The organism is Flavicella sp. IMCC45668 (assembly GCF_057219105.1).
Genome location: NZ_CM170114.1, coordinates 1,720,399 through 1,734,396, shown reverse-complemented (window position 1 = coordinate 1,734,396; position 13,998 = coordinate 1,720,399). Strand labels below are relative to the sequence as shown.

Annotated in this window: 17 protein-coding genes; 15 read left to right on the top strand and 2 right to left on the bottom strand. The window is 34.9% G+C overall.

Annotated features, from left to right (window positions below):
- Both AC2DZ0_RS07360 and AC2DZ0_RS07355 read right to left on the bottom strand, forming a co-directional pair.
- Positions 1-3,141 (bottom strand): SusC/RagA family TonB-linked outer membrane protein, encoded by a 3,141-nt coding sequence (locus AC2DZ0_RS07360; protein ID WP_484644660.1) that lies wholly within the window; start codon positions 3,139-3,141, stop codon positions 1-3.
- A gap of 177 nt (positions 3,142-3,318) precedes the next feature.
- Complete coding sequence (locus AC2DZ0_RS07355) at positions 3,319-4,992, bottom strand: BamA/TamA family outer membrane protein (protein WP_484644658.1); 1,674 nt, start codon at positions 4,990-4,992, stop codon at positions 3,319-3,321.
- 189 nt (positions 4,993-5,181) lie between these two features.
- On the opposite strand from AC2DZ0_RS07355, the gene rpsL reads away from it, so the two are divergent.
- The 15 genes from rpsL to rplN all read left to right on the top strand — a co-directional run bounded on the left by rpsL (position 5,182) and on the right by rplN (position 13,996).
- On the top strand, positions 5,182-5,556 hold the full coding sequence (rpsL, locus tag AC2DZ0_RS07350; RefSeq protein WP_152285527.1) for a 30S ribosomal protein S12: 375 nt from the start codon (positions 5,182-5,184) through the stop codon (positions 5,554-5,556).
- 62 nt (positions 5,557-5,618) lie between these two features.
- Entirely contained in the window at positions 5,619-6,095 is a 477-nt protein-coding gene (gene rpsG / locus AC2DZ0_RS07345) for a 30S ribosomal protein S7 (protein WP_139958430.1), read from the top strand.
- Between the two features lie 3 nt (positions 6,096-6,098).
- Positions 6,099-8,222, top strand: a complete 2,124-nt coding sequence (gene fusA, locus AC2DZ0_RS07340) for an elongation factor G (RefSeq protein ID WP_484644656.1) — start codon at positions 6,099-6,101, stop codon at positions 8,220-8,222.
- 17 nt (positions 8,223-8,239) lie between these two features.
- Positions 8,240-8,545, top strand: coding sequence for a 30S ribosomal protein S10 (gene rpsJ, locus AC2DZ0_RS07335; protein ID WP_139958432.1), 306 nt, complete (start codon positions 8,240-8,242; stop codon positions 8,543-8,545).
- 362 nt (positions 8,546-8,907) lie between these two features.
- Positions 8,908-9,525, top strand: a complete 618-nt coding sequence (rplC, locus tag AC2DZ0_RS07330) for a 50S ribosomal protein L3 (RefSeq protein WP_300321698.1) — start codon at positions 8,908-8,910, stop codon at positions 9,523-9,525.
- Positions 9,525-10,154, top strand: a complete 630-nt coding sequence (gene rplD, locus AC2DZ0_RS07325) for a 50S ribosomal protein L4 (RefSeq protein WP_484492370.1) — start codon at positions 9,525-9,527, stop codon at positions 10,152-10,154. The genes rplC and rplD overlap by 1 nt, the downstream gene beginning before the upstream one ends.
- Positions 10,155-10,161: 7 nt before the next feature.
- On the top strand, positions 10,162-10,452 hold the full coding sequence (rplW, locus tag AC2DZ0_RS07320) for a 50S ribosomal protein L23 (RefSeq protein ID WP_300321692.1): 291 nt from the start codon (positions 10,162-10,164) through the stop codon (positions 10,450-10,452).
- A 9-nt stretch (positions 10,453-10,461) separates the two neighbouring features.
- Positions 10,462-11,286: a 50S ribosomal protein L2 gene (rplB, locus tag AC2DZ0_RS07315; RefSeq protein ID WP_484492369.1), complete on the top strand. Its 825-nt coding sequence runs from the start codon at positions 10,462-10,464 to the stop codon at positions 11,284-11,286.
- 6 nt (positions 11,287-11,292) lie between these two features.
- A complete protein-coding gene (rpsS, locus tag AC2DZ0_RS07310) occupies positions 11,293-11,574 on the top strand; it encodes a 30S ribosomal protein S19 (protein ID WP_300321686.1) in 282 nt (93 codons plus the stop codon).
- Positions 11,575-11,579: 5 nt separating this feature from the next.
- On the top strand, positions 11,580-11,987 hold the full coding sequence (rplV, locus tag AC2DZ0_RS07305) for a 50S ribosomal protein L22 (RefSeq protein ID WP_484492368.1): 408 nt from the start codon (positions 11,580-11,582) through the stop codon (positions 11,985-11,987).
- 12 nt (positions 11,988-11,999) lie between these two features.
- A complete protein-coding gene (rpsC, locus tag AC2DZ0_RS07300; RefSeq protein WP_484492367.1) occupies positions 12,000-12,716 on the top strand; it encodes a 30S ribosomal protein S3 in 717 nt (238 codons plus the stop codon).
- Positions 12,717-12,726: 10 nt separating this feature from the next.
- Positions 12,727-13,155, top strand: a complete 429-nt coding sequence (gene rplP, locus AC2DZ0_RS07295) for a 50S ribosomal protein L16 (RefSeq protein WP_484492366.1) — start codon at positions 12,727-12,729, stop codon at positions 13,153-13,155.
- A gap of 12 nt (positions 13,156-13,167) precedes the next feature.
- Positions 13,168-13,356 (top strand): 50S ribosomal protein L29, encoded by a 189-nt coding sequence (gene rpmC, locus AC2DZ0_RS07290; protein WP_484492365.1) that lies wholly within the window; start codon positions 13,168-13,170, stop codon positions 13,354-13,356.
- 12 nt (positions 13,357-13,368) lie between these two features.
- Entirely contained in the window at positions 13,369-13,626 is a 258-nt protein-coding gene (gene rpsQ / locus AC2DZ0_RS07285) for a 30S ribosomal protein S17 (protein WP_152285516.1), read from the top strand.
- A gap of 1 nt (position 13,627) precedes the next feature.
- The gene (rplN, locus tag AC2DZ0_RS07280; RefSeq protein ID WP_152285515.1) at positions 13,628-13,996 is read left to right on the top strand and encodes a 50S ribosomal protein L14; all 369 of its coding nucleotides are present in this window, start codon (positions 13,628-13,630) and stop codon (positions 13,994-13,996) included.
- Positions 13,997-13,998 lie beyond the last annotated feature (2 nt).

Below are 13,998 nucleotides of genomic sequence, written 5' to 3'. Positions count from 1 at the left end.
TTAAAATTCTAAGTTTAAACCTAAAGATGTAGTTTTTAAATTGTATGATCGGTTGTCTGTGGTTCCTGCAAGGTTTTGTTCAGGGTCGATACCTTTATGACTTTGCCAAGTAAATAAATTATCTCCCTGAATGTAAAGTCTTAATCTTGATAAATGCATTTTAGTGACTAATTTGTTAGGGAGATTATAACCAAATGTAAGGGCCTTAAGTCTTATGTAGTCATTCTTAAAAAGGAATCTGTCAGATTGTGAAGTGTGATCGTTTTGTGCATTTAACAAAAGAGGCACATCTGTAATATCTCCTGGTTTTTGCCAACGTCTTAACAAATCTACATGACCTGGATCTCCAATTCTTTCCATTCCCCCCATTAGAGAAGCATAACTTGAGTCGTAAACATAGGCACCAAAACTAAAGTTGAAAAGAAAGTTTAAGTCAAAATCTCGATATACAAAATTATTGGTGAAACCACCTACAAAATCAGGAAGTGATGATTTGTTTGCATAGGTCCTAGAATCAGAAGTTTCTGCATAAACTTCAGTAACTTCTCTTCGTTCAATGTTTCCGTTTTCGTCTTTGATGTGTTTATACCACATTCCATTTCCGTTTGCTGGATTGACTCCTGCCCATTCAGCAAGATAGAAGTCGTAAATTGATCTTCCAACTTCCCATCTTTTCGTTCCATTTATGTAAGAATCTTGTGATAGTTCAGTTATTTTATTGTTGTCGAAAGAAAAATTAAGTCCGGTTGTCCACCTAAATTCTGATTTTTTAAGAATGTTTGATCTAAGCGAAACTTCTACACCGTAGTTTTTAACTGCGCCTATATTGGTTACTATTGACTCATTACCAGTTGATATTGCTAAAGGTGCATCGTATATTAGATCAACCGATTCTTTTGAATAGTAATCAACGGAACCGTTAAGATATTGACCGAAGAAATTAAAATCTAATCCAATATTAAATGATCCTGTTTTTTCCCAAGTTAAATTTGGGTCTGCAACATTTCCAAGGAGTACACCGGTATTTGATAATTCGTTAAATCCTGTCTCGTATAGTGATAAATAAGGGAAGTAATTGTCGTTATCGTCTGCATCTAAAGTTCTGTTGTTCCCTAATTGACCATAAGATGTTCTTAGTTTTAAAAACTGAATTTGGTCTATGTTTTGCATGAATCTTTCATCAGATATAACCCATGACCCACCAATGGAGAAAAAGTTACCCTTTCTAACACTTTGGTGAAATCTACTAGAGGCATCTTGTCTAAAGGAAGTTTCTATAAAATACCTTTCGTTATAGTTATACATTGCTCTTCCAAGAAAAGATTGTAGTGTTTCGTCTGTAAATGATCCTCTAACTGCTTCAGGTGTTGTGCTACCAGACAGTACTTCTACTCCAGGGAGAAATCCTACCCCTTGAGCTCCTAAGGCACTAATGTTTTTTTCAAACGCTTCATATATAAGGTTAGCTGAGAGATTATGTTTATCGTATGATTTAGAGAAGTTTAAACTGTTGATTATGTTTTTTGTAGTTGTGAAGTCTCTATCTTGATCAACTCTTCCCTTTGCAGCAGCACCAGCACCATATTTATAATGATCATAGGAATAAGCATCGTAAATGTATTTTTCATATGAAATTTGAGTTTTAAAGTCTAAGTAGGAAGTAATTTGGAAATTTACATAACCATTTGCGCTAAAATTATCTCTTTTATAGGTTTGCTTACCTAAGTACAAGGTACCTACCGCATTTCCACCTGATAAAACTGGTCTTGCGGCATTTAAGATTCCGGTATTATTACCATAATCATATATGTTATTCCCATTTGCATCTTTAATTAAATTGCCGTCAGGATCTCTTCTGTATAATGGGTAATATGAAGAAACACTATTGATCCATTGCATGGTACTAGTAAAAGAGGTCCCACTTTGATCCGGGAAATTCTGTGATGAATTTGAGTAAAATAAAGAAATACCTGTTTTGAACCATTTGTTAACCTTTGTATCAACAGATAGACGTGTGGTTACACGTTCAAAGTTGGAAGTATTAACTGTTCCTTCTTGGTCCAAATAGTTTAAATTGAAAGAATGAGTAGTTTTTTCACTTCCACCTGAAATTCCTAAAGTGTGTTCTACTCTCTGTGCATTATTGTTTTCAATTAGATTTGCCCAATCAGTATCCCAATGTTTTTCGGTAGAGATTAATTTTCCGTCTGTACCAACAGGTTGATCGTTTTTGTAAGGATTGTAACCTAAATTAGCCACTAAACCATTGGAAGCTGCGATAGCTGCCGCTTCTGCACTTAAACCTTGTCTATATTGGTTGTTGTTTTTTATTGCTTCCCAAGTGTATTCTGTGAATTCGTCTGTATTTAATAAACCATGTCTTTCAACTGCCCTTCCTGATATTCCATAACTAGATGTAAAAGAAACCTTGGTAGCAGTATTTAATTTTCCTCGTTTTGTATTTATAAGAATAACCCCGTTGGCTCCCCTAGATCCATATAATGAAGTAGATGATGCATCTTTTAAAACATTCATACTTTCAATTTGGTCTGCACTAATAGTGTTAAGGTTTCCGTTGAAAGGAGCGCCATCAACTATTATTAATGGCTCGGCAGAAGCATTAATTGAACTTATTCCTCTTATTCGGATGGTTGGATTTTCACCAGGTTGTCCTCCTCCAGAAATTATGTTAACCCCTGCAACATTTCCTTGCAACGCAGTTGCTACTGAAGTAATTTGTTGGTTTGCTAAAGTGTTTGAAGAGACTGATGAAATCGCTCCTACTATAGATTTTTTGGTTTGTTTACCAAATGCTACAACAACCACCTCTTCAAGTGCCTGAGTATCTTCTTGCATGGTTATTTGCATTGGTGAAGAATTTTGCACTGTTTTTTGTAGGGAAACCATACCAATATAACTAATATCGAGAACAGCTCCAACTTCGGCTTCAATAGAAAAGTTTCCATCAAAGTCTGTTTGAGTTCCGGTGGAAGTGTTGTTAACTAAAACCACTACTCCAGGAAGTGGTCCTGAAGCATCAGAAATAGTACCGGTAACAGTAATTTTCTGGCTTTGTGAATAAGAAATTTGAATAACGAGCATGCAAAAGAGCATCGTCAATCGATGTAATTTTAGATTCATTTGGGTAGAGTTTTTAGATTATTTAACATAATTATAACTTTTTTTGGAATATTCCCTATAAAAGGTAGTGAAAAATTTTAGATATTAAGAAATTGTTAACTTTTGTATATTAGGTTTTTGGAAAACTTCGTTTCGCTAAGTATAATTTGCAAAAGGTGTTTTTTTTTTGAAGAATGGTTAAAAATCAGTTGTTAGTTTAATGTGGAATATGCCTTGGTTAAGGTTGAACGGGCTATCATTTGTTTTACCAAATGCATAGTTTAAATTTATGAAACCTCCCTTTGTTTTGTACGCGTATCCTAGTCCGAAACTATAATATCTGTCATTTATTGAGCTTGTTGGGTTGTCGGTTATAGCAAAGTCCGTGAATGTGTATAGGTAGGACTCTAGTGAGGTAAGTAATTGATATTCGAAATTTGTGAAATTATAGGAGGATGTAAAAATACTTTGTTCGTAAAATCCTCTAATGGTGTTCGCTCCTCCTATTTGAAAAAGCTCATTTAGAGTAAGGTTTTTTCCAAATATGTTTTCGGTTCTGTTATGAATGTATATTCTGCTTCGTTTTGAGAGTTTTTCGTAGAAGGAGAAATCTAACAAAGTATAATATTGACCCTCTGATGTTGCTGTTGTTTTTTTTGTTCCGGCGCTAACTTTAGTATTTAATTTGATATTGGTTTGGTTTCGTCTTCTGTGTTTAAAGGAATATTGTGTCCCGTAAAGTTTTTTCTGATAAGTTTCAATAGTTGTGTTGTTGTTTGTTAGCAGATTGGTAGAGTTTTTTGAAGAAAAGTTAAGTCCTATTTGATGCTCTATGTTTAGGTTGTAGTCTAGTGAAACGTTTAGTGTAGTGTTGATAAAAGAAGAGTCTTGTTTGTAAATCTCAAAATTTATTTCTGGATTTATTGAAGAGCCAAAAATATATGGGGTTGCTGCTTTTAATCTAAAGTTTTCTTGTTTATTACCATTGTTACTCCAATAGAAAGCAAGATGTTCTCCTTTGTTAAAGGTGTTGTTTAAAGATACATCGAGGTAGCCGTTGAATCTTAATTTGCCATTTTCTCCGTTAGTAAAGCCTACAAGGCCATCAAATTTATTAGATTGATGTTTGTGTAGGTACAAGTATATCTGGGTGGAATCTTTTGTGAATAATACTTCCGGTTTTCTTGTTTCTGTTACGAATGAAAGGTCTTTGATTTCTTCACTCGTTTTTGAAAGTGTGTTTTTGTTGTAGGTTTCTTCAGAGTTAAGTTTTAAGTGTCGTTTAATAAATTTTTTAGGAAAGCTTTTGTATCCGTTGATTACTACTTTATCAATAGTTCTTTTTTTTGTTGTTTTTATGGATATTTCCGTGAAAAGTGTGTCGTTTCTTTGGTTTTTTATTGTCGGAGTTAGTTCTGTAAAGGTATAGCCTTGTTTCTCATAATATTGATATAGAATTTTCAGTTTTTGGTGTAACTCCAGAAAAGGAAAAACTACATCATTGGTTTTAAAATCAGGTAAGAGTTCTGTGGGGTGCGTAAATTCTAATTTAACAAAGTTTATTTTTTGTCGGTAATTTATCGTGTAAGAATAACTGCTATCATTTTGTTTGGAGAGAACTATTTCATGATTTATATATCCTTGTTCGTTGAGCTTTTGACCGGTTTGTTTAAGATATGAAGTTAGTTCGGTGTGGTTTTCAAACAGGGTGTCTCTTTTAGGTGTTCTTATGTTATCTAAGTACTCTTCTTTAAGTCGGATGGTTTTGTTCTGTGCAAAGATAGTTGTGGAAAAGTGTATGACAACAACAAATAATGGTAGTAGAATGTTTTTTGTAGAAGGTAATGGATGGTTTAATTGTCTGTTTTGCATGTAAGAAAACATTTCACTTTTGATAAAATGCCTAAGGTCAAAGCTAAATTATAATTATACAATTATCAAGAAATATGTAAAGATTAAAATTTAACTAACTGGTATTTGATTAATTAGATAAAAAACGTATATTTGCACCCTCTAAAAAATAGAGAATTATAAAATAAACACAATTTATAACAATTTAGTATGCCAACTATTCAACAATTAGTACGCAAAGGAAGAACCCAAAACACTAAGAAGAGTAAATCGGCTGCTTTAAATTCGTGTCCTCAAAGAAGAGGAGTATGTACACGTGTTTACACTACAACACCTAAGAAACCAAACTCTGCAATGAGAAAAGTTGCCAGAGTTCGTTTGACTAACGGTAATGAGGTAAATGCATACATCCCTGGAGAAGGACACAATTTACAAGAGCACTCGATAGTATTAGTAAGGGGAGGAAGAGTAAAAGATTTACCAGGGGTAAAGTATCACGTTGTTCGTGGAGCTTTAGATACGGCTGGTGTTGAGGGAAGAACTCAACGTAGATCTAAATACGGAGCCAAACGTCCTAAGAAGTAAATTTTTTAATGTTCGCTAAGGGTCAATTGATTTATTAGCAACAACAACAAACTCAAGAAAACATGAGAAAAAGAAGAGCCAAAAAAAGAGTTCTTTTACCGGATCCTAAATTTAACGATCAATTAGCAACACGTTTTGTAAACATGCTAATGTGGGACGGTAAGAAATCAGTAGCTTTTAAAGTATTTTATGATGCTTTAGATATCGTAGAAGAAAAAAAGGGAGAGGAAGAGAAATCTGCCTTAGAAATTTGGAAAGATGCATTGTCAAATGTAATGCCTCAAGTAGAAGTTCGTAGCCGTCGTGTTGGTGGAGCAAACTTTCAAATTCCAATGCCAATTAGACCAGATAGAAAAGTTTCTATGGCTATCAAATGGATGATTTCATTTGCTAGAAAAAGAAATGAAAAAACAATGGCTCAAAAGTTAGCAGGTGAGATTTTAGCTGCTGCTAAAGAAGAAGGAGCTGCTGTTAAGAAAAGAGTTGATGTTCACAAGATGGCTGAAGCAAACAAAGCATTCTCACACTTTAGATTCTAAGAAATGGCAAGAGATTTAAAATTTACAAGAAATATTGGTATTGCTGCGCATATTGATGCTGGTAAAACTACAACAACAGAACGTGTATTGTATTATACAGGAGTTTCTCATAAGATTGGAGAAGTTCATGATGGTGCAGCTACAATGGACTGGATGGAGCAAGAGCAAGAGAGAGGTATTACAATTACTTCTGCTGCAACTACTTGTGAGTGGAAGTTCCCTGTAGAAAATGGGCAAGCTACTCCTGATACAAAGGGGTACCACTTCAATATTATTGATACTCCAGGACACGTTGATTTTACTGTTGAGGTAAATAGATCTTTACGTGTATTGGATGGTTTAGTTTTCTTATTTAGTGCTGTTGATGGTGTAGAGCCTCAGTCAGAAACTAACTGGAGATTAGCTGATAACTATAAAGTACCAAGAATTGGTTTTGTGAACAAAATGGACCGTCAAGGATCTAACTTTGCTAGAGTTTGTACTCAAGTGAAAGAAATGTTAGGTTCTAATGCTGTTGAAATCGTATTGCCAATTGGTGAAGAAGCGGATTTCAAAGGTGTGGTAGATTTAGTAAAAAACAGAGCTATTTTATGGCATGATGAAACTCAAGGGGCAACTTTTGATGTTATTGATATTCCTGAAGATATGGTTGACGAGGCTGCAGAGGCTCGTGCTAGATTGATCGAAGAAGTTGCATCTTACGATGAAAACTTATTAGAGAAATTCATGGAAGATGAAAACTCAATCACTGAAGAAGAAGTACATGCTGCTTTAAGAGCTGCGGTAATGGATATGGCTATCATTCCTATGATTGCTGGTTCTGCATTTAAAAACAAAGGAGTTCAATTCTTGTTGGATGCTGTTTGTCGTTACTTGCCTTCTCCATTGGATAGAGATGAAATCGTTGGTACGGATCCTGCTTCAGGTGAAGAAATTTCTAGAAAACCAGATGCAAAAGATGAATTTTCTGCATTGGCATTTAAAATTGCTACCGATCCTTTCGTAGGACGTTTGGCTTTCTTCCGTGCTTATTCAGGTCGTTTAGATGCTGGTTCTTATATATTGAACAACCGTTCAGGTAAAAAAGAGCGTATTTCACGTATCTACCAAATGCATGCTAATGAGCAAAAAGCAATCGATTTTATCGAGGCTGGTGATATTGGTGCTGCTGTTGGATTTAAAGATATTAAAACTGGGGATACAATGTCTTCTTTAGAAGCTCCAATTATTTTGGAATCTATGGATTTCCCTGATCCAGTAATTGGTATCTCTATTGAGCCTAAAACGAAAGGAGATATGGATAAATTAGGTATGTCTTTAGCTAAATTGGCTGAGGAGGATCCTACATTTACTGTAAAAACTGATGAAGCTTCTGGGCAAACTGTAATCTCAGGAATGGGAGAGTTGCACTTAGAGGTATTGATTGATCGTTTGAAGCGTGAATTTAAAGTTGAAGTGAACGAAGGTGAGCCTCAAGTTGAATACAAAGAAGCTGTAACGAAAACTACTCAGCACAGAGAAACTTATAAAAAGCAATCTGGTGGACGTGGTAAGTTTGGTGATATCGTATTTGAGATGGGACCTGCTGATGAAGATTTCAAAGGACCAGGATTACAATTCGTTGATCAGATCAAAGGAGGACGTATTCCTAAGGAATTTATTCCAGCTGTTGAGAAAGGATTTAAGGAATCTATGCAAAATGGACCGTTAGCTGGTTTCGTTATGGATACTTTAAAAATTACTTTGACAGACGGATCTTTCCACCCTGTGGATTCTGATGCTCTTTCTTTTGAATTAGCTGCAAAAATGGGTTATAAAGCTTGTGCGAAAGCTGCAGGTGCTGTAATCTTAGAACCTATTATGAAAATGGAGGCAATTACTCCAGAAGAGAATATGGGTGATATTGTTGGTGATTTGAATAGACGTAGAGGTCAAGTAAACGATATGGGAGACCGTTCGGGAGCGAAAGTTATCAAGGCAGATGTGCCATTATCTGAAATGTTTGGTTATGTAACAACGTTACGTACTCTTTCTTCTGGTAGAGCAACATCTACAATGGAATTTTCTCATTATGCACAAACTCCTTCTAATATATCAGAAGAAGTTATCGCAAAATCAAAAGCATAATCTCTAAAATATAAATCATGAGTCAAAAAATTAGAATAAAATTAAAATCTTACGATTATAATTTAGTAGATAAATCTGCTGAAAAGATTGTAAAGACTGTAAAGTCAACTGGTGCTGTAGTTAATGGGCCAATTCCTTTACCAACAAATAAAAAGATTTTCACTGTGTTGCGTTCGCCACACGTAAATAAAAAATCTAGAGAACAATTTCAATTAAGTTCTTTCAAAAGATTATTAGATATCTATAGTTCATCTTCAAAAACTATTGATGCTTTGATGAAATTGGAATTACCAAGTGGAGTTGAAGTAGAAATTAAAGTTTAATTTCTCTCTGACGAATAAGAAAAGGCTATATCATTTGATATAGCCTTTTTTTGTTTTGGTTTATCTGAGAAATAGATTTCGGGTATCCCTGTTTTTTAGTACAGAATTGGTATTGTAACTTGTTTTTTATGAGAGTTTTAGAATTGTGTAATTATTATCTAAATCGTTTTTTTATTCAAATTATATATTCTATATTTGCACCTCATTAAAAATAGGTGATTGCTAAGATAATCACGTATATACATGTCCGGAGCTGCGAGCGAAGGAAAAACGGTAAAAAATAGATTCAGAGCTGGATATATTTTTGCTCTGTTTTTTTTGGGGTAAAATAAGAGAATAATAATTAATATAAATAAATAAAAATGTCTGGGTTAATAGGAAGAAAAATCGGAATGACCAGCTTATTTGATGCAAACGGGAAGAATATTCCTTGTACTGTTATTGAATGTGGTCCTTGTGTAGTTACCCAAGTCAGAACTGAAGAAGTAGACGGTTATGCCGCTTTACAGTTAGGTTTCGATGACAAAGCAGAGAAACGTACATCTAGTGCGTTAAAAGGTCACTTTAAAAAGGCTGGAACTACTGCTAAGAAAAAAGTCGTTGAGTTTACAAGTTTTGATGAGGAGTACAAATTAGGAGATACTATCACAGTAGATCTATTTGAAGAAGGAGAATTTGTAGATGTGTCTGCAGTTTCTAAAGGTAAAGGATTCCAAGGGGTTGTAAAACGTCATGGATTTGCCGGAGTTGGTCAAGCAACACACGGTCAACACAACCGTTTAAGAGCGCCAGGTTCTATCGGTGCTGCATCATATCCAGCAAGAGTATTCAAAGGAATGCGTATGGCCGGAAGAATGGGTGGTGAAAATGTAAAAGTTCAAAATTTAAGAGTTTTAAAAGTATCTTCTGATAAGAACTTACTTGTAGTGAAAGGATGTGTTCCTGGTCACAAAAACGCTTACATAACTATTGAGAAGTAATGAAAGTAGCAGTTTTAGATATTACAGGAAAAGACACAGGAAGACAAGTTGAGCTTTCTGATGCTATATTCGGATTAGAGCCTAACAAGCACGCAATTTATTTAGATGTAAAGCAGCACTTGGCTAACAAAAGACAAGGAACGCACAAGTCTAAAGAGAGAGCAGATATTGCTGGTTCTACTAGAAAAATCAAAAAACAAAAAGGGACAGGTACTGCTCGTGCAGGATCTATCAAGTCTCCTGTTTTTAGAGGTGGAGGTAGAGTTTTTGGTCCAAGACCAAGAAACTATTCTTTCAAATTAAACAAAAACTTAAAAAGATTAGCTCGTAAATCTGCTTTAAGTACTCAAGCTAAGGATCAAAACATTGTAGTAGTGGAAGATTTTTCTTTCGAAACTGCAAAGACAAAGAACTTCGCTAACGTATTAAAAGCTTTTGGTGTTGAGAATTCTAAGTCTTTGTTTGTACTAGGGAATACTAATAACAACGTTTATTTATCTTCTCGTAATTTGAAAAAGACATCAGTAATTACTAGCGATGCGTTAAGTACTTATGGAGTCTTAAATACAAATAAAGTTATCCTTTCTGAAGGAGCTTTAGAAGGAATTGAGTCTAATTTAAGCAAATAGGGAAGAGATGAGTATTTTAATTAAACCTATTATCACAGAAAAAGCAACTGCTGATAGTGAAACGTTTAACCGTTACACTTTTAAAGTAGCTGTTGGAGCAAATAAAGTAGAGATCAAAAAAGCTGTTGAAGCTGCTTACGGAGTATCTGTAGAGAAAGTAAGAACAATGGTTTACCCAGTAACAAGAACACAAAAATTCACTAAGAAAGGTGTTGTTTCTGGTATGGTTGGTCAATACAAAAAAGCAATCGTTCAATTGTCAGATGGTGAAGCAATTGATTTTTATAACAATATTTAATAACTAGAGATGTCAGTTAGAAAATTAAAACCAATTACACCAGGTCAGCGTTTTAGAGTAGTAAATGGGTTCGACGCCATAACTACTGATAAGCCGGAAAAAAGTTTACTTGTTCCGAATAAAAGATCTGGAGGTCGAAACAACAGTGGAAAGATGACCATGAAATTCATGGGAGGTGGACACAAAAGAAAGTACCGTATTATTGATTTCAAAAGAGATAAAGCGGGTGCTGCTGAAGTATTGTCTATTCAATACGATCCAAACCGTACAGCGTTTATTGCTTTGTTGCAATTTGCTGATGGTGAAAAGAGATATGTAATCGCCCAAGGTGGTTTACAAGTAGGACAAAAAGTTGAGGCTGGTTCAGGAAATATCGCTCCAGAAGTTGGAAATGCGATGCCTTTATCAGAAATGCCTTTAGGAACTACAATTAGCTGTATCGAATTAAGACCAGGTCAAGGTGCTGTAATGGCTCGTAGTGCTGGATCATTTGCTCAGTTAATGGCGAAAGATGGTAAGTATGTTACTGTAAAGATGCCTTCAGGAGAAACAAGATTGATTCTTGCAACTTGTATGGCAACTATTGGAGTAGTATCAAACTCAGATCATCAATTACTAGTATCTGGTAAAGCAGGTAGAAGTAGATGGTTAGGAAGAAGACCTAGAACGAGACCAGTGGTTATGAACCCGGTTGATCATCCAATGGGTGGTGGTGAAGGTAAATCTTCAGGAGGACATCCTAGATCTAAAAACGGTATACCTGCAAAAGGTTACAAGACCAGATCTAAGACCAAAGCGAGTAATAAGTATATTATAGAACGTAGAAAAAAATAATAAGATATGGCACGTTCATTAAAAAAAGGACCTTACGTATTTCATAAACTTGAGAAAAAAGTTTTAGCTAATGTTGAGGCAGATAGTAAATCAGTAATCAAAACTTGGTCTAGAGCAACAATGATTACTCCAGATTTCGTAGGACAAACAATTGCAGTACACAATGGAAGAGCATTTGTACCTGTTTATGTTACTGAAAATATGGTAGGTCACAAATTAGGAGAATTCTCACCAACACGTTCGTTTAGAGGACACGGTGCGGATAGAAAAAACAAAGGTAAAAAATAGTAGGTATGGGAGTTCGTAAGAAAAATATGGCAGACCAACGTAAAGAAGCGAATAAGTCTATCGCTTTTGCAAAGTTGACTAACTGTCCTACATCACCAAGAAAAATGCGTTTGGTGGTTGATCTAGTAAGAGGTTTGGAAGTTGAGAAAGCTTTACAAATTTTGAAATTTAGTTCAAAAGAAGCATCAATCAACGTTGAAAAACTTTTACTTTCTGCTATTGCTAACTGGCAAGCGAAAAACGAAGGAGCTAGTATCGAAGATGCTGCTCTATTTGTAAAAGAAATCAGTGTTGATAGCGCAGGTATGTTAAAAAGGTTAAGACCGGCACCACAAGGTCGTGCACATAGAATTAGAAAACGTTCTAATCATGTTACAATCGTGTTGGGAAGTAAGAATAATGCAACTAATTAATCGTAAGTAGAAATGGGACAAAAAACAAATCCAATTGGAAATCGTTTAGGAATTATCAGAGGATGGGAATCTAACTGGTATGGTGGAAATGACTACGGTGATAAATTAGCTGAAGATGATAAAATAAGAAAGTACGTTCGTGCTAGATTATTTAAAGCAAGTGTTTCTAGAATTATTATTGAGCGTACGCTTAAACTTGTAACCGTTACTATCACTACTGCAAGACCTGGTATCATTATCGGGAAAGGTGGAACAGAGGTAGACAAGTTAAAAGAAGAGCTTAAGAAAATTACTGGAAATGAAGTTCAAATCAATATTTTTGAAATTAAGCGTCCGGAATTAGATGCTACTTTAGTTGCTTCTAGTGTTGCTCGTCAGATTGAAAATAGAATCTCTTACAAGAGAGCTATCAAGATGTCTATTCAAGCTGCTATTAGAATGAATGCTGAAGGAATCAAAATTGAAATTTCAGGTCGTTTGAATGGAGCTGAGATGGCACGTTCTGAGCATTTCAAAGAAGGTAGAATTCCTCTTTCTACTTTTAGAGCAGATATTGATTATGCACTAGTTGAAGCACATACTACTTATGGAAGATTAGGTATTAAAGTGTGGATTATGAAAGGTGAGGTTTATGGTAAAAGAGAATTGTCTCCACTAGTTGGCTTAGAGAAAAAGCAAGGTGGTAAAGGTGGTAATTCAAAGAAACAACAACCTCGTAAAAGAAAATAAAACTTAAGAAATGTTACAGCCAAAAAGAGTAAAATACCGTAAGGTACAGAAAGCGAAGGGTAATATGAAGGGTAACTCTCAAAGAGGAAACCAACTTTCTAATGGAATGTTTGGAATCAAATCTTTGGATCAAAACTTACTTACATCTCGCCAAATTGAGGCAGCTCGTATTGCGGCAACACGTCATATGAAAAGAGAAGGGCAGTTATGGATTAAAATATTTCCAGACAAGCCTATTACTAAAAAGCCATTAGAAGTACGTATGGGTAAAGGTAAGGGTTCTCCTGAATATTTCGTAGCAGTAGTAAAACCAGGAAGAATTCTATTTGAAGTAGGAGGAGTTCCTTTTGAAGTTGCAAAAGAAGCATTACGTTTAGCAGCACAGAAACTTCCAGTTCAAACTAAGTTTGTAATTGCAAGAGATTTTGATAACGCTTAATATCTAAGAGACATGAAACAATCAGAAATTAAAGAATTATCAGTTGCTGAGTTACAAGAAAAACTAGCAGGATTCAAAAAAAACTATACTGATCTAAAAATGGCACATGCGATTTCTCCTTTGGAAAATCCTTTGCAATTAAAAACTATTAGAAAAACAGTTGCTAGAATTGCTACTGAATTAACTAGTAGAGCTCAGTAAATATTAGAAAAGATGGAAAAAAGAAATCTTAGAAAAGAAAGAATTGGTGTTGTATCTAGTAACAAAATGGAGAAATCTATCGTTGTTGCTGAGGTAAAGAAAGTAAAACACCCGATGTACGGAAAGTTCGTTTTGAAAACGAAAAAGTATGTTGCGCATGATGAATTAAACGACTGCAATATTGGAGATACTGTAAAGATCATGGAAACTAGACCTTTAAGTAAATCTAAGCGTTGGAGATTAGTAGAAATCCTAGAAAGAGCTAAATAATATGTTACAGACAGAATCAAGATTAAAAGTAGCAGATAATACTGGAGCTAAAGAAGTTTTAGTAATTAGAGTTTTAGGAGGAACTAAAAAGCGTTACGCTTCAATCGGAGACAAAATTGTTGTTTCTGTAAAGAGTGCAACTCCTAATGGGTCTGCAAAGAAAGGACAAGTTCATAGAGCAGTTGTTGTAAGAACTACAAAAGAGATCAGACGTAAAGACGGATCTTATATCAGATTTGATGACAATGCATGTGTATTGTTAAATGCTTCTGAAGAGATGACAGGAACTCGTGTATTCGGACCTGTAGCTAGAGAACTTCGTGATAAACAATTCATGAAAATTGTATCATTAGCACCTGAAGTGCTTTAAAA

Excerpts from the sequence above, each read along its gene's own strand:
- rplN (WP_152285515.1), top strand. The coding sequence starts at position 13,628 with ATGTTACAGACAGAATCAAGATTAAAAGTAGCAGATAATACTGGAGCT.
- rplB (WP_484492369.1), top strand. The coding sequence starts at position 10,462 with ATGTCAGTTAGAAAATTAAAACCAATTACACCAGGTCAGCGTTTTAGA.
- fusA (WP_484644656.1), top strand. The coding sequence starts at position 6,099 with ATGGCAAGAGATTTAAAATTTACAAGAAATATTGGTATTGCTGCGCAT.
- rpsC (WP_484492367.1), top strand. The coding sequence starts at position 12,000 with ATGGGACAAAAAACAAATCCAATTGGAAATCGTTTAGGAATTATCAGA.
- rpsS (WP_300321686.1), top strand. The coding sequence starts at position 11,293 with ATGGCACGTTCATTAAAAAAAGGACCTTACGTATTTCATAAACTTGAG.
- rpsL (WP_152285527.1), top strand. The coding sequence starts at position 5,182 with ATGCCAACTATTCAACAATTAGTACGCAAAGGAAGAACCCAAAACACT.
- AC2DZ0_RS07355 (WP_484644658.1), bottom strand. The coding sequence starts at position 4,992 with ATGCAAAACAGACAATTAAACCATCCATTACCTTCTACAAAAAACATT.
- rpsQ (WP_152285516.1), top strand. The coding sequence starts at position 13,369 with ATGGAAAAAAGAAATCTTAGAAAAGAAAGAATTGGTGTTGTATCTAGT.
- rplV (WP_484492368.1), top strand. The coding sequence starts at position 11,580 with ATGGGAGTTCGTAAGAAAAATATGGCAGACCAACGTAAAGAAGCGAAT.
- rplP (WP_484492366.1), top strand. The coding sequence starts at position 12,727 with ATGTTACAGCCAAAAAGAGTAAAATACCGTAAGGTACAGAAAGCGAAG.
- rplC (WP_300321698.1), top strand. The coding sequence starts at position 8,908 with ATGTCTGGGTTAATAGGAAGAAAAATCGGAATGACCAGCTTATTTGAT.
- rpmC (WP_484492365.1), top strand. The coding sequence starts at position 13,168 with ATGAAACAATCAGAAATTAAAGAATTATCAGTTGCTGAGTTACAAGAA.
- rplD (WP_484492370.1), top strand. The coding sequence starts at position 9,525 with ATGAAAGTAGCAGTTTTAGATATTACAGGAAAAGACACAGGAAGACAA.
- AC2DZ0_RS07360 (WP_484644660.1), bottom strand. The coding sequence starts at position 3,141 with ATGAATCTAAAATTACATCGATTGACGATGCTCTTTTGCATGCTCGTT.
- rpsG (WP_139958430.1), top strand. The coding sequence starts at position 5,619 with ATGAGAAAAAGAAGAGCCAAAAAAAGAGTTCTTTTACCGGATCCTAAA.
- rplW (WP_300321692.1), top strand. The coding sequence starts at position 10,162 with ATGAGTATTTTAATTAAACCTATTATCACAGAAAAAGCAACTGCTGAT.
- rpsJ (WP_139958432.1), top strand. The coding sequence starts at position 8,240 with ATGAGTCAAAAAATTAGAATAAAATTAAAATCTTACGATTATAATTTA.